Raw genomic sequence first — 15,339 nt, 5'->3', positions numbered from 1 at the left:
AAAGCCCTGACAGAATTGCTGTCAGGGCTTTTGAACTTGTTAAAATATTGCTCCTCAGATTGAGAAGAGTCAATTCTTACTTTTTACGTTTGATCACTGCCATTGCTTTCTCAACAATACTTGCTGCATTCAGTCCGTATTTTTCAAGAAGTTCCTCTGGGGTTCCACTTTCACCAAATGTGTCTTGTGTCGCTACAAATTCCTGTGGAGTAGGAACGCTTAGTGATAATGTTCTTGCAACACTTTCTCCTAGACCGCCCATATAATTATGCTCCTCTGCAGTAACTATGCAACCTGTTTTCTTTACAGATTTGATGATGGCTTCCTCATCCAATGGTTTGATGGTGTGGATGTTGATGACTTCTGCGCTAATTCCTTTTTCATTCAAGGCTTTAGCTGCTTCTAGCGCTTCCCAAACCAAGTGTCCAGTAGCAACTATAGTAACATCAGTCCCTTCGCTCAAAAGCACTGCTTTGCCGATTTTGAATTCGCCGTTCTCCGGAGTGAAATTGGCAACTTTAGGACGACCGAATCTTAAATATACTGGCCCATGATGCTCTGCAATCGCAAGAGTAGCTGCTTTAGTTTGATTGTAATCACAAGTATTGATTACGGTCATTCCAGGCAACATTTTCATCAATCCTATATCCTCTAAAATCTGATGCGTTGCACCATCTTCACCCAAAGTAACTCCTGAGTGTGAAGCACAAATTTTTACGTTTTTGTCAGAATAAGCAATACTCTGTCTGATCTGGTCATAAACGCGACCTGTTGAAAAATTAGCAAAAGTTCCAGTAAATGGTATTTTTCCGCCTATGGTCATTCCGGCAGCGATACACATCATGTTAGCTTCTGCAATTCCTACCTGGAAAAACCGCTCTGGATGTGCATCGGCAAAGGCATTCATTTTAAGTGAACCTGTAAGATCTGCACAGAGTGCAACTACATTATCGTTACTTTTTCCCAACTCTGAAAGTCCAGCTCCAAATCCTGATCTGGTATCCTTATTCCCTGTATTTGTATATGTTTTCATAAATGCGTCCCGCGATTTGCGGTCGTTTTTTGATTAATAGTCGCCTAATGTTTCTGGGTTTTGCTGCAGTGCATCTGCCAGTTGCTTATCATTTGGAGCAACGCCATGCCACTCATGTGATCCCATCATAAAGTCCACGCCATTTCCCATTTCTGTATGAAGAAGGATGCAGACGGGTTTACGCTTTCGCGAAAGCGAGATCGCTTCCTGGACTCCAGCAATAACAGATTCAATGTCGTTTCCTTTATCAACAGTTACTACTTCCCAACCAAAAGACTCAAACTTATTGCGCAAATCACCTAAAGCGAGCACGCTGTCTGTACTACCGTCAATTTGTTGACCGTTAACATCAATGGTAGAAATCAAATTGTCAACGTTATTTGCACTCGCATACATAATGGCTTCCCAATTCTGACCTTCCTGCAATTCACCATCACCATGAAGCGTGAAAACTGTTTTGTCATCACCGTTTAGCTTTTTAGTCAACGCAGCGCCTATTCCCACACTCATTCCCTGACCTAAAGATCCACTGGCAATACGCACTCCGGGAAGTCCCTCGTGAGTTGTCGGGTGGCCTTGTAATCTAGAATTAAGCTTGCGGAATGTGGATAATTCCTCCTTAGGAAAATAACCGGCATGGGCAAGAACGCTGTAGAATACGGGCGAAATGTGACCATTAGATAAGAAGAAAAGATCCTCATTTTTACCATCCATAGTAAAGGAAGGGTCGTGTTCCATGATTTCATTGTAGAGCGCTACAATGAATTCTGTACATCCTAGTGATCCACCAGGATGTCCACTGTTGACCGCATGAACCTGACGAACGATGTCGCGACGTACCTGCGAGACTACATCTTTTAAGTGCTGTATATCAGCCATTTTGTGAAAATTAGTTAGTAGCTGTAAAGGTAGGAAGATCCTATGGTAAAGACTTTTGGAGAAAATTTGACTTATCAACGATTTGGGTGGTTTTGTGAACAAACTTTAAAAAATCAAAATCTAATTTTGAATCTGAACCTAGATTAAAATGACATAAGACATAGGATGACTCGTGTTCCCTGCGGGAATTCTTGTGACGGTTGACGAATAATGCTCATGTTCCCTGCGAGAACTCTTGTGACAGTTGACGTATGACTTTATTACGGTATAATTGAAGTGGAAACTCCTGCTGAACCCTCAGCTAACGTTTTTCGCTTCCAAAATATCAATTTGTACGTAGAGCCTTGTAATGTCTCGCTTCATTTTGATTTTCGTTTTGATTTTATTTTTAATGGCGGTTTTTGTCGCCTCCAGAATACAGTTTGGCGTTGAGGTGTTCTTGTTTCCACCTTTATTTTGTTTTTGTTTTTGATTTTATTTTTGTTTTTTTAAAGGAGAAATATCCTCAGGATATCGGAGCTTTGGCCATACAGATTATGTCAGCAAGGTTGAAGCGTAGCGACAATCCAGCCAGTCATTCGTCAAAACTTCAAAGCGTAAACTCCCAACTCTCCTTATCTTTGCCACGCATGAAAATGAAATTTGACCTTCTACAAACAGATGCAAACAGTCAGGCTCGAGCTGGTGTTGTGCATACAGATCATGGTGCTATTGAGACACCTATATTTATGCCGGTAGGCACCGTTGCCACGGTAAAAGGTGTTCACCAGCGTGAACTTAAGGAAGATGTAAATCCAGATATAATCCTAGCAAATACCTATCATTTGTATTTGCGACCAGGAACTGAAGTTTTGGAAAAAGCAGGTGGTTTGCATCAGTTTATGAATTGGGACCGGCCTATATTGACAGATTCTGGTGGATTTCAGGTGTATTCCCTTAGTGCTAATAGAAAAATTAAGGAGGAAGGCGTAAAGTTCAAATCCCATATTGATGGATCCTACCACACTTTTACTCCAGAACGTGCGATGGACATCCAGCGCACGATAGGTGCTGATATTATTATGGCATTTGATGAGTGTACTCCGTATCCCTGCGAGTTCAATTATGCGCGTCGCAGTATGCACATGACGCACCGCTGGTTAAAAAGATGTATAGAACGTTTTGATAACACACCAGATAAATACGGATTCACTCAAACATTATTCCCCATAATTCAGGGGAGTACTTATACTGATCTAAGAAAACAAAGCGCAGAATTCATCGCGAGTTGTGAATTGGATGGAAATGCGATAGGCGGATTGTCTGTTGGGGAACCTGCAGAGGAAATGTATGCGATGACTGATGTTGTTACTGCAATACTTCCCAAAGACAAACCTCGATATTTGATGGGTGTTGGAACACCTATTAACCTCCTTGAGAATGTTGCACTGGGAATCGATATGTTTGACTGCGTGATGCCTACTAGAAACGGTAGAAACGGCATGATTTTTACGGCGCACGGTACTATTAATATGAAGAATAAAAAGTGGGAGATGGATTTCAGCCCACTGGACGATGCAAATTATGCCTGGGTAGATACAGAATACTCTAAAGCTTATGTAAGACATTTATTTACGGTAAATGAAATGCTAGGAAGACAGATTTGTACCATTCACAATCTGGCTTTTTACTTGTGGTTGATGCGGGAGGCTAGAAAGCATATTATTGCTGGAGATTTCAGAACTTGGAAAGATAAAATGGTGAAGCAAATGGACAATCGACTGTAAGTGTTTAGTATACTCGATAGATACATATTAAAAAGTTATTTAGGGAGCTTCTTTTTGCTGCTAATGTTGTTTTTACCAATTATGGTAACGGTTCATATTGCAGAAAAAATAGGGAAAATCATAGCTGAAGAAGTGCCATTCTGGGAAACGATCATTTACTTGGGAGATTTCACACAGGTATTCACGAACTTCTTATTTCCAATCTTTCTGTTTATTTCTACGATGTTTTTTACATCTAAGTTGGCTAACAATACGGAGGTCATCGCATTTTTAAGCTCGGGTGTCTCTTTCAATAGATTTTTACGTCCCTATATCATAGGAGCAAGCTTGATATGTGGAGGCGCCTTAGTTTTCAATGCCATTTTTGTTCCTAATGCAGCAGCTGGGTTCAATGAGTTCCAGTACAAGTATTTTAAAAGGGGTGGTGATATGGAAACCACCAATGTTTTTAGGCAGATCAATGACAATGATTATGTGTTTGTCAGCAACTACCAAAAAACCAATCAGACGGGTTATGATTTTACTTTAGAACACTTTGAGGGTAATGTTTTAAAATATAAAATCTATGCAAACCGAATTAGTTTCAAAGACAGCGTTTACACTTTGAGCCAGTATAAAAAACGCACAATTCTGGAAAACAGCGAGATAATAGTCCAACAAAGCAAACTGGATACCGTGTTCGATTTTGACATCGACGAGCTAACGCCCACTACTTATATTGCAGAAACGCTTTCTTATTCAAAGCTCAATGAATATATCAAAACAGAAGAAAAGCGTGGAAATGCAAACATGAATATTTACCTAGTTGAAAAATATAAACGCACGTCTATACCTGTAAGCGCTTTCATTTTTACCATCATTGCGGTAGCGGTTTCTTCTATTAAAAAACGTGGTGGAATGGGAGTAAATCTTGCCATAGGTATCGTTATAGCTATGAGCTATATGTTTTTAGACAAGGTATTTGGAACGATAGCAGAGAAGAGCACATTCTCTCCCTGGATTGCCGTCTGGACGCCTAATATTTTCTTTGCCATAGTGGCTTTATTCTTACTAAGAAATGCAAGACGATAGAGTACTCAATTACCTCCATTTACATTTTATAGTTTTCATCTGGGGATTTACCGCAGTATTGGGAGCGTTGATCAGTATTGAAAGCATTCCTCTCGTATGGTGGCGCATGGGAATTGCCGTTGTCCTGATCTTCATTTATATGAAAATCATGCGCATTCCGTTTAGGCTCACGGGTCCTGATGCATTGCCTCGCAAGCGCATCATAGGTTTTATGGGTGCAGGTTGCGTTATTGCACTGCATTGGGTCACCTTTTTTGGAGCGATTAAAGAAAGCAATGTATCAGTTACACTGGCGATGGTGAGCACGGGAGCTTTTTTTACTGCTATTCTGGAACCCATATTTACATCTAAAAAGTTTGTAGGTTATGAATTGATATTCGGTGCGATTATCATCGGTGCGCTGTATTATATATTTAATGTAGAAACGGAATACGTATTGGGAATGGTGCTGGGATTGATCAGTGCTTTATTAAGCGCCACTTTTTCCATTATTAACGTAAAATGGGCCAAGGATCACCCGCCATCCATCATTAGTTTTTATGAATTATTGAGTGGGGTAGGTTTGATAACTATTTACTTTTTATTTGTTCCTTCCGATTTTGTACCGCCATCTGCCTTAACGGATATGGACTGGTTGTGGATCGGGATTTTGGCAAGTTTTTGTACCGCTTATGCATTTATTGCCAGCGTTAAGGTGATGAAATTTTTAAGTGCTTATACCATCATGTTGACCATCAATCTCGAACCGGTTTATGGAATTTTATTAGCGTTTTTTATTTTAGGTGATGTGGAGCAAATGACTCCAGAATTCTACCTGGGCGCTGTCGTGATTCTGGCAGTTATCATTACGAATGGGATTATTAAAAACAGAATGGCAAAACGAGAGAGACTGGCGTTAAAGAAGCATCCTTGATAATTCTAAACTGTGATGCAGTCGTTTTTTGTAAGCTCATGGAGTGCAGCTTAGACTTTAAAAATTACGCTTTCGCGGAAGCGTGCTTCAAAAAGCCATTATTCTAACGCGATTAAACTGCGAGATTAGATAGGAATATCGCTATTACACACTGCGATCTTTCCTTATATTTGTTCACCCCAACTGGAAAACCCAACTATGGAATATCTAGAATTTGAATTGCCTATTAAGGAGCTGGAAGAAAAATACCGGCAAACACTGGAATTAGGCGCTGATAATCAAGTCGATGTCAGCAAAACAATTTCTCAATTAGAGAAAAAGATAAAAATAACCCGCAAGGAGATTTACAGTAATTTGACGCCCTGGCAAAGGGTGCAGATGTCCCGCCACCCTGATCGTCCATACACGCTTGATTATATCAAGAGTATGTGTGGTGATTCCTGGCTGGAAATGCATGGAGATCGCAATGTCAAAGATGACAAAGCAATGGTAGGTGGTCTAGGAAAAATAGGAAATCAAACCTATATGTTCATAGGTCAGCAAAAGGGCTACAATACTAAAACTCGCCAATATCGAAATTTTGGGATGTCAAATCCTGAAGGGTATCGCAAGGCATTGCGCTTAATGAAGAGTGCAGAGAAATTTGGTATTCCCGTGGTGTCATTAATTGATACTCCTGGGGCTTTCCCTGGACTAGAGGCAGAAGAGCGTGGTCAAGGAGAAGCAATTGCGCGTAATATTCTAGAAATGACCCGCTTAAAAGTACCTATTATTGTTGTTATTATAGGTGAAGGAGCTAGTGGTGGAGCATTAGGAATAGGTGTGGGTGATCGTGTGGTCATGCTTGAGAACACCTGGTACAGCGTGATCTCGCCAGAATCTTGTTCTTCTATATTATGGAGAAGCTGGGAACATAAAGAAGAAGCTGCGGAAGCTTTGAAATTAACCAGTAAGGACATGAAGAAATTAAAGCTAGTTGATGAAATCCTTGACGAACCTGATGGCGGCGCGCACAGGGATCGAGAAGAAATCTTTGTATCGGTTGCTAAATGTATTGATCGCAATTATGATGAATTGAAAGATTTATCTGCTAAGGAATTAGTAAAACAGCGTATGGATAAATATGCTAACATGGGAGTTTACAAAGGATAAAACAGCGGCTTGCCGATGTTTAAAAAATACCAGCCGATAGGCTGGTATTTTTTGTTTGAACTGGTTTTGCAAAGTTATTGTCAGCCCATAACCTGAGTTTCAAAATATAAAGTTTTTTCCTACAAGGGCTATCAAATAGTTTTAGGCTAGGCGGTATTAAATTTTGGGGTTCTCAACATGTTATCAACTAAAATTAAGGTTCGATTGTTGATTACCATAAGACAAGGAAATCATAATAATCAGTATCAAACCACTACTTTTGATCTCTATGGAAAAAGTACAAGAACGCACCTCATTAGTCTCTGGCAACAGCCCGGTCATCTCGTTGGAGAAAGGTAAGATACCGCCTCAAGCAGTTGATCTTGAGAAAGTTGTGTTAGGTGCGTTGATGATTGATGGGAAAGGGGTTGATGAGGTTATTGACTTACTGACACCTGATGCTTTCTATCATAAAGCACATCAATTGATTTTTGATTCCATCGATAAGTTGTTCAAGGCCGGTAGTCCAGTGGATTTATTAACCGTTTCCGCACAACTGCGTAAGGATGAGAAGTTGGAGTCCGTGGGAGGAGATCATTATTTGGTTCAATTGTCCCAAATGGTGAGTTCAACCGCTCACATAGAATTTCATGCGCGCATCATTTTACAGAAATTTATCCAGCGCAGTCTGATTAAAATTTCTACAGAAATCATCAACGATTCTTACGAGGAGTCTACAGATGTTTTTGACTTACTTGATAAGGCAGAATCAAAGTTATATGAGGTTGCTCAAGGGAACATAAGAAAGACTACAGAAACTGCAATGGACCTGGTACGCCAGGCAAAGCAGCGCATAGAAGAAATCGCAAACCGCGATGGACTTAGTGGAATTCCTACCGGTTTTACAGATCTTGACCGTTTGACCAGTGGATGGCAACCCAGTGATTTAATTATCGTTGCTGCGCGTCCAGGTATGGGAAAAACGGCTTTCACTTTATCTATGGCTCGTAATATTGCCGTAGGGAGTGGAATTCCTGTAGCATTTTTCTCTCTGGAGATGAGTAGTGTACAATTGATAACTCGTTTGATATCATCAGAAACTGGATTGCCTTCAGAAAAGCTGCGTACAGGCAAGCTGGAACCTCACGAATGGGAACAGCTTAATGTAAAAGTAAAGGATCTGGAACGCGCTCCTATATTCATTGATGACACACCGTCACTTTCTATTTTTGACCTGCGGGCAAAATGTAGAAGGTTAGCCTCGCAACATGGGATCAAATTGATTATGATTGATTATTTGCAATTAATGACGGCTCAAACAAACGCTAAAGGAGGAAACCGAGAACAAGAAATTTCTACGATTTCCCGTAATCTTAAAGCTCTTGCTAAAGAACTGGCGGTTCCCGTGATTGCACTATCACAATTATCCCGTGCGGTAGAAACTCGTGGTGGAAGTAAGCGGCCATTACTTTCTGACCTTAGGGAATCTGGAGCGATTGAGCAGGATGCAGATATTGTATCCTTTATCTATCGTCCAGAATATTACAATCTGGAAGAATGGGACGACGATGATCGCACACCCACTAAGGATCAAGCAGAATTTATTGTTGCAAAACACCGTAATGGTGCGACAGACTCCATTCGATTGAAATTCTTAGGACAATTTGGTAAGTTTGATAACTTAGATACGTTCATGTCAACTCCGCAAGAATTTGGCTCTAAGATGAATGCTGCAAATGATGATACCCTTAAGCCAGACGTACCACGTTTTGGCAATCCTAATGATGTTTTTGATGGTCCACAAAGTGCGGACGATGACGGGATTGCATTTTAAAAATAGGGATAAGGTCTTAGTTGTTATCTTGAGCAAGTAGTATGCTTTGTAGGATTATTAAGTTCGCTTTCGCGAAAGCTTCACTACATTAAATTACAGGATCACCTAAAATTAGAATTTCTAACAATGATATTATTTTTTAAATCGAAATTCTCCTATTTATTGATGATCGTCGCATTTTTGATGGTATCTAATGTTTCCATAGGCCAATATTTATTAATCCCGATGGATGCGGAAACGCAAACGGATCATTTAAAGGCTTATGGGATTTCCTATTGGCTGCTCGCAAAAGGGACTAAAGTCAAGTGGTTGCTCAACTACCGCGGTGGGTCCTTCCTAATTCCTGAAACAGACGAATTTAAAAAAGAATTAGTGGTGCGTGGTGTTTCATTTGAACCATTGTCGGAAGGTGAGGTTACTTCTATTCTAGAATTTATCGCCAGCCCTTCCCAGAATATGCAGGAAGTCTTACTAGAGAAAGCACCTAAGATAGCAGTTTACACACCTACAGGAAAGGCGCCGTGGGATGATGCTGTTACAATGGTTTTGACCTATGCAGAAATTCCCTATGAGAAGATTTATGATACAGAAGTACTGGCCGATGAGTTGATTTTATACGACTGGCTTCACTTACATCATGAGGATTTCACGGGTCAGTATGGAAAGTTTTACCGCAGCTACCGCACATCCCCATGGTATATTGAAGAAAAACAAAATGCTGAAGCACTTGCTACAGAACTAGGTTTTGCAAAAGTAAGTGAGGAGAAAAGAGCAGTGGCATTGAAAATTAGGGATTACGTCGTGGGTGGCGGTTTTATGTTTGCGATGTGTAGCGCCACAGATAGTTTTGACATTGCACTAGCCGCAGAAGGTATTGATATCGCAGAAACCATGTTTGATGGCGATCCATCAGATGCCGATTATCAGAATAAAATTGACTTCACAAAAACATTTGCCTTTACTGATTTCAAGTTGGAGCGATCACCTATGGTGTATGAATTCAGCTCGATTGACATGACCTCAAAGCGGAGGATTGAGAAAGAACGCGATTATTTTTCGCTAATGGATTTTAGTGCCAAATGGGATCCTATTCCCACCATGCTTAATCAGAACCACACGAGTCTGGTTAAAGGATTTATGGGTCAAACTACAAGCTATGATCGCGATGAAGTGAAAAAGAATGTCCTGGTACTGGGAGAAAATAAATCAAACAGAGAGGCTAGGTACATTCATGGCATACGCGGGAAAGGATTTTTTACATTTTATGGCGGTCACGATCCTGAGGATTACCAACATAGAGTAGGAGATCCACCCACAGAATTAAGCCTGCATCCCAATTCGCCAGGATACCGTTTGATTTTAAATAACGTTTTGTTTCCAGCGGCTAAAAAGAAGGAACAGAAAACATAAGCTTCTGAATACTTATATTTATTTAGATGATTCATGGTTTTTTGGTTGAGTTGATAATCAATTGATGTTTTATACTCAAACATGGCGGCCCAGCTCATAGAATCAAGGAGTAGTAATCTAGGATGAAAGATTTTTGATTGCTACTTTAAAAATCACCTTCTGTGATAAATTTCCTCAGAGACTCACAGCTCATTCAATCAAAAATTTTTGATAATTTTTGATTGATATTATATTACTGAACATCGTTTTTGTAATCTTGCTCAAAGCTCAAAGCTCAAAGCTCACAGCTAAACCTCTAAGCGCTCAACTGATCTAGCATCACAACATTGCGCATTTCATTTTTTCTTAAATAGGTATTGATGATTTGATACGTGTGATAATTAGGCGTTCTGCGTTCGATATAAGTTTCACACTGATCAATGGTGGTTACCGGAATATCGTGGTCCACAAAACCATAACCTTGATAACGACCATCCTTAATAAGTACCACACAGTTCTCTTCTTTGTGTCGACCAGATTCCTTAATGATAAAAGTAGGTTTGTCGCTTTGTAACGCGCCAACTGCTGCAATAACCTTTAAGTTATAATGTTCTACCTCTTCCTCATTATCGCAAATTCCCTCACAATTGCGCAGCTTATAATGCGTACACCGGCCAGTCGTTAACTGCAGTGCGCAATAGCGAGGACAAAGATTAAACTCTTCACACATCCACTCCAGCTTCTCAATGGCTTGAGCACGATTGTAAAACGTAATGACGGAGTAATCGAAAGACTTTGAAACTGCCACGGCAAGCTGGATCACGCCACGCTGATTTTTATAAGAAATTATTTGATAGGTGTTGCGAGGCTTCTTCTGTGCACTGTTGAATTTGGGATAATAATGTCTTATCAAGTCGGCTTCTCGCAGGAGGGCGACGGCTTCGTTTCCTGTTTCCTCAAAATCGATGTGATACATTTCCTGACCCATGAGGTAGGATTTGCTTTTCTTAGTATAAAAATGTGATAAGACGCGCTTTTTGATGTTGATTGCCTTGCCTACATAAATCACTTTGTGGGATTGGTCCTTAAAAAGATAAACACCAGGCGTTGATGGTAAGCTTTCAAACTGGTCTTTAGGAACGTGCGGCGGTAGCGTGCTTTCCTTGCTTTTTACATTCAAAAACGACTTGAACACTTCATAATCGTCATCCAGAGATAATAAGCGTTGGAATAAAATAACCGTGGCATCCGTATCTCCTTCTGCGCGGTGACGATTATCGAGCGGTATACTTAAAGAATAGCACAATCTTCCTAAACTGTAGGAGGACATGTGGGGAATTAGCTTTCGCGAAAGCCTAACAGTGCACAACCGCTTGCATGTAAAATCAATCTGCAATTTTTTAAATTCATTGCGGATTACATTATAGTCAAATCCAACGTTGTGTGCGATAAAAATAGAGTTTTCAAAAAACGCCAAAATGTCATCAGCAATTTCTGAAAATAAGGGTGCGTCATCCACCATAGAATCATCGATTCCCGTCAGCTGTGTGATAAATCCAGGAATGGGCTGCTCAGGATTGACAAGACTCACAAATTTATCCAGCTTGATACCATTCTGAATTCTAACGATACAGATTTCAGTGATTCGATTTCCGCCTAGTCCTTTTCCAGTGGTTTCGACATCTACTATTGCATAGATTTGGTTTTCTAGATTCATGTCACAAAGATAATCTGTAAGCATGGAATAATTCCTAATATGATTGATATATTGGAAATGTTCCTTGAGGGTGCGATATTTCATTATAGTTAAAGCATTGTGAATTGGATTTATTTTGTACAGATTAAAAGGTTTTTCAAACTAAATTTAAGCAACAATTAAAACAACCATAATGGAAACAACAAGAGAAGGCGGACAAAAAAAAGTACATGAGAATACCGTAAAACAATTGAATCAATTGTTAGAGAAATCATACGATGCTGAAAAAGGATATAAAAATGCCATTGATAAAATTGAGTCCCCCAGACTTAAAACATTTTTTCAAGAGCGTGCATTAGAAAGAAGTCGTTTTGCTACTGAATTGCATAACGAACTTTCTAAAATAAATGAAGAACCGACAACTAAAGGATCTACCGCAGGTACCATTCACCGTACCTGGATGGATATTAAAACGGCCTGGACTAGTGACAACGACGAGAGCATTCTAGAAGAGTGTATCCGTGGTGAGAAAGCTAGTGTAGAGGAATATAAAGAAGCTTTGAAGGAAGATAGCTTACTTGCAGAAGTCAGACCAACTGTAAGAGGGCAGTTATCACATATCGAAAGTACTCTGGAAACTGTAAAGAAATTAGAAGACTTGAATTAGTCGAGTACTTAAATATTTCGAAAAAATTAAAACCTATCTCAATTTTTGAGATAGGTTTTTTGCGTTGTTAAAATTGAACTGATTGATTAATACTGGAGCGATAAGGTTGCGTATAAGCTCCATAGAACTACAGTTGATTCCATAGAAAAACCCAGCCTGTTTTGGGCTGGGTTCTTGTCGCAATTATACCCTTAAAAAAGGTCCCTATGTATAATTACTACCCTAATTTTTAAAAGTAAATTATAACCTTTACCTTGTTTTACTCTTTGTATCATTGACGAAGATACTTAAGAATGATACTTTTCAATTTTGAATGTTCTGAACATAGGCTTATTTGTTCTGAATGACATGGGATGGATTTCAATACTGTCATTTTAATTAGATAGTATTGTATTAATTATTTAGATTTTAAAATATTGAGGTTTCAAAGCATCATTTATAAATCCCATAAAGGAAACGAGTTAATCAGTAGCTGGTTTCAATCTTGCATGGTGCTGGCTATTTTAGTTTATAGTACAATGATGTTTTCGCAGCAACGCGCTATTGACACTATACAAGATGAGTCTTTCGAGAATATTCAAGCTCTATTTGAAAATAAAATTAGATCTTTTGAAAGAGCGCGATCATTAGTATCTCTGAATGAATTTTTATTGTCAGACTTCAGTGATCAAGAGAAAAATGTTTTAAACACCTATAAGCTCAAAGCTCTTGTAGAAACAGATCTACTCGATGAGGCTTTGAATCTGGCAAATGAAATGTTGCTATCTTCAAATTTGCCACCTCAAATGGAAATTGCAATATTACTAGAAAGGGCACTATTACATGAGGTGATGGGAGATATGGTAATCAGCAAAAAAGATCTCAATAGAATTGCCCGTATTTATGATGAAACATTTATTCCAAAAGATCAGAATTATGGCAGGTATTTATACCGGCTGTCTTCCTGGTATCGTATGAATGATAGAAAGGAAGAATCCATTGTATGGGCAGAAAAGTCTAGATCGTATGGAGCTGCCAATAACTTTAAAGAAGTTGAGGCTTCTGGTTATTTATTGTTGGGATTAAATACGGACGATAAAGAGATTGAAGATAAAAGGGAAAACTTTAAAAAGGGCTTGAAAATTTGGAAACAAGACGGTATTCAACCTGGCGTGGTAAACATGTATTATGTGCTTGCCCACAACTACTGGAATGAAAATGAATTTAATGAAGCGTTAATCTATAATGATTCTGCCATACAACTTATAAATAATTCTAAATCAGACTTTTATAGACCCGATATTTACAAACAGCGCTCTCTCATTTTTGAGAGTCAAAAGAGCATTGACTCCGCTTTATTGTATCAAAAATTATTCATCAAAGAAGAACTCATTGCATTAAACAAATCGCGCAATCTCAAAGTACGCGAGTATGAATATGAGTTTAATAAAGAAAAGTCGGTGCTTCAAAACATAAAACTAGAAACCCAACTGGAAGATGCAAATCGGAAAGAAAACGTTCTTATTTATGGACTTATAGGAGCAACAATTTTCTTACTATCGTTAGGTTTTCTCTTTATAACCCTAGCTGCTAGAAACCGTAAAATAAACGACCAAAACTCAAAAATTAAAGTTGCAAATTATCAACTTTTGCAATCCTTAGAAGAAAAGGAATTTTTACTACAAGAGGTCAATCATCGTGTAAAGAATAACTTAGCATTCATCCAGAGTCTCATTTCTTTCCAGATGGATGAGACAGAGACTCTTGAAACTGTGGAAAATCTAAAGAGTTTAAATAATAGGATCCAGGCTATAGCCACAGTTCACGATCAATTTGTGGAGTCAAATCATGCTATGGCACATAAGGAAGTTCCAGTGAAGTCTTATATCGCTGCAATTGCAGATGCTTTAATTCAAGTGAATGGTGATGATGTGGCTTATCATCAAGAAATAGGGAATATCAAGGTAAACCTAGAAACGGCTGTCCCTTTAGGAATTATGATTAATGAATTAATAACAAATTCCCTTAAGCACGCTAGACCAGAATCTCATCAAGTAGCAATTGATTTAAAAATCCATGATAATTCAGATGGGCTTAATGTAACTTATAAGGATAATGGAGAAGCGTTTATAATTAAAAACGACGATCAAAGCTTAGGGCTTTATATTGTAAAAACGATGGTGAAACAATTGCAGGGCACCATAAAGCGAGACGGTTCTGACTATAGTATTCTGGTGAAAAGAAAAAGAAATACATGAAAAAAATTCTTATTGTTGAAGATGAATTACTGATTGCTGGAAGTCTAGAGCGTATGCTGGAAAAGCACGGCTATTCCGTTCCTGCCATCGCTATAGATTATGGCCAGGCGATAAGAGCTATGGAGCGTGAAAAATTTGATTTAGTATTGCTGGATGTAAATTTATCAGGTCAAAAGGGAGGAATAGAAATTGCGCACAAGATCAATGAAGACTACCGGATTCCATTCATGTATTTGACTTCAAATACAGATAAAAGAACCATAGAACGACTCAAGGACACAAAACCAGCAGGTTACCTTTCAAAGCCCATACAATCTGCATCACTAACCACTAACGTAGATATACTTTTTGAAAATTTAAAAAAGAACCATAAGGACACAGAAATATTAATAAAAATAGGTTCTGGATTGCATCGATATTTTTTAGAAGATATATGGTATGCCCAAGCAGACCATGTATACACAGAGCTGTTTCATAAAAAAGGCTCAGACCTTTTGCGCATCTCGTTGCAAGGATTAATGGATAGTTTCCCAGAAAATGAAATGATACGTATCAATCGTAGCGTTGCGGTACGACGCAAGGCTATCGATCGCATTGATAAAACACATGTTTATTTGAGAGATCAAGCGTTCAAAATTTCCCGAGGTATGAGTGATGAGGTACTGGATTTTTTATAATCTTTTGTATTCCTATAAGTCAGATAAAGTTCGCTTTCGCGAAAGT

General features: G+C 38.9%; 12 protein-coding genes. 9 read left to right on the top strand and 3 right to left on the bottom strand.

The window, feature by feature from the left end; genetic code table 11:
- Positions 1–76: 76 nt before the first annotated feature.
- Positions 77–1,033, bottom strand: a complete 957-nt coding sequence (locus IQ282_RS04920; RefSeq protein ID WP_194850740.1) for a transketolase family protein — start codon at positions 1,031–1,033, stop codon at positions 77–79.
- A 33-nt stretch (positions 1,034–1,066) separates the two neighbouring features.
- Positions 1,067–1,912, bottom strand: a complete 846-nt coding sequence (locus tag IQ282_RS04915) for a transketolase (protein ID WP_194850739.1) — start codon at positions 1,910–1,912, stop codon at positions 1,067–1,069.
- Positions 1,913–2,547: 635 nt separating this feature from the next.
- Here IQ282_RS04915 and tgt point away from each other — a divergent pair.
- The 6 genes from tgt (at position 2,548) to IQ282_RS04885 (ending at position 10,037) form a co-directional block, all read left to right on the top strand.
- Complete coding sequence (gene tgt, locus IQ282_RS04910; RefSeq protein ID WP_194850944.1) at positions 2,548–3,678, top strand: tRNA guanosine(34) transglycosylase Tgt; 1,131 nt, start codon at positions 2,548–2,550, stop codon at positions 3,676–3,678.
- Positions 3,679–4,749 (top strand): LptF/LptG family permease, encoded by a 1,071-nt coding sequence (locus tag IQ282_RS04905; RefSeq protein ID WP_194850738.1) that lies wholly within the window; start codon positions 3,679–3,681, stop codon positions 4,747–4,749.
- Positions 4,736–5,662: a DMT family transporter gene (locus tag IQ282_RS04900; RefSeq protein ID WP_194850737.1), complete on the top strand. Its 927-nt coding sequence runs from the start codon at positions 4,736–4,738 to the stop codon at positions 5,660–5,662. Before IQ282_RS04905 ends, IQ282_RS04900 begins: the two co-directional genes overlap by 14 nt.
- A gap of 198 nt (positions 5,663–5,860) precedes the next feature.
- Positions 5,861–6,814: an acetyl-CoA carboxylase carboxyltransferase subunit alpha gene (locus IQ282_RS04895; protein WP_194850736.1), complete on the top strand. Its 954-nt coding sequence runs from the start codon at positions 5,861–5,863 to the stop codon at positions 6,812–6,814.
- A 268-nt stretch (positions 6,815–7,082) separates the two neighbouring features.
- Entirely contained in the window at positions 7,083–8,627 is a 1,545-nt protein-coding gene (dnaB, locus tag IQ282_RS04890) for a replicative DNA helicase (protein WP_194850735.1), read from the top strand.
- Positions 8,628–8,792: 165 nt separating this feature from the next.
- Positions 8,793–10,037, top strand: coding sequence for an asparagine synthetase B (locus IQ282_RS04885; protein ID WP_194850943.1), 1,245 nt, complete (start codon positions 8,793–8,795; stop codon positions 10,035–10,037).
- 295 nt (positions 10,038–10,332) lie between these two features.
- On the opposite strand, the gene IQ282_RS04880 is transcribed toward IQ282_RS04885, so the two are convergent.
- Positions 10,333–11,817: an exonuclease domain-containing protein gene (locus IQ282_RS04880; RefSeq protein WP_228547225.1), complete on the bottom strand. Its 1,485-nt coding sequence runs from the start codon at positions 11,815–11,817 to the stop codon at positions 10,333–10,335.
- Between the two features lie 88 nt (positions 11,818–11,905).
- On the opposite strand from IQ282_RS04880, the gene IQ282_RS04875 reads away from it, so the two are divergent.
- The 3 genes from IQ282_RS04875 to IQ282_RS04865 all read left to right on the top strand — a co-directional run bounded on the left by IQ282_RS04875 (position 11,906) and on the right by IQ282_RS04865 (position 15,293).
- A complete protein-coding gene (locus tag IQ282_RS04875) occupies positions 11,906–12,379 on the top strand; it encodes a ferritin-like domain-containing protein (protein WP_194850734.1) in 474 nt (157 codons plus the stop codon).
- A gap of 416 nt (positions 12,380–12,795) precedes the next feature.
- On the top strand, positions 12,796–14,616 hold the full coding sequence (locus IQ282_RS04870) for a sensor histidine kinase (protein ID WP_194850733.1): 1,821 nt from the start codon (positions 12,796–12,798) through the stop codon (positions 14,614–14,616).
- Entirely contained in the window at positions 14,613–15,293 is a 681-nt protein-coding gene (locus IQ282_RS04865) for a response regulator (protein WP_194850732.1), read from the top strand. Before IQ282_RS04870 ends, IQ282_RS04865 begins: the two co-directional genes overlap by 4 nt.
- Positions 15,294–15,339 lie beyond the last annotated feature (46 nt).

It is taken from the genome of Nonlabens antarcticus (genome assembly GCF_015356755.1).
Taxonomy (GTDB): domain Bacteria; phylum Bacteroidota; class Bacteroidia; order Flavobacteriales; family Flavobacteriaceae; genus Nonlabens; species Nonlabens antarcticus.
Note: the sequence above shows the minus strand (reverse complement) of the source record. Positions and strands in the feature narration are given on the sequence as shown.

Coding starts and splice junctions, on each gene's coding strand:
- IQ282_RS04920 (WP_194850740.1), bottom strand. CDS start 1,033: ATGAAAACATATACAAATACAGGGAATAAGGATACCAGATCAGGATTT.
- IQ282_RS04915 (WP_194850739.1), bottom strand. CDS start 1,912: ATGGCTGATATACAGCACTTAAAAGATGTAGTCTCGCAGGTACGTCGC.
- tgt (WP_194850944.1), top strand. CDS start 2,548: ATGAAATTTGACCTTCTACAAACAGATGCAAACAGTCAGGCTCGAGCT.
- IQ282_RS04900 (WP_194850737.1), top strand. CDS start 4,736: ATGCAAGACGATAGAGTACTCAATTACCTCCATTTACATTTTATAGTT.
- IQ282_RS04895 (WP_194850736.1), top strand. CDS start 5,861: ATGGAATATCTAGAATTTGAATTGCCTATTAAGGAGCTGGAAGAAAAA.
- dnaB (WP_194850735.1), top strand. CDS start 7,083: ATGGAAAAAGTACAAGAACGCACCTCATTAGTCTCTGGCAACAGCCCG.
- IQ282_RS04885 (WP_194850943.1), top strand. CDS start 8,793: ATGATCGTCGCATTTTTGATGGTATCTAATGTTTCCATAGGCCAATAT.
- IQ282_RS04880 (WP_228547225.1), bottom strand. CDS start 11,817: ATGAAATATCGCACCCTCAAGGAACATTTCCAATATATCAATCATATT.
- IQ282_RS04875 (WP_194850734.1), top strand. CDS start 11,906: ATGGAAACAACAAGAGAAGGCGGACAAAAAAAAGTACATGAGAATACC.
- IQ282_RS04865 (WP_194850732.1), top strand. CDS start 14,613: ATGAAAAAAATTCTTATTGTTGAAGATGAATTACTGATTGCTGGAAGT.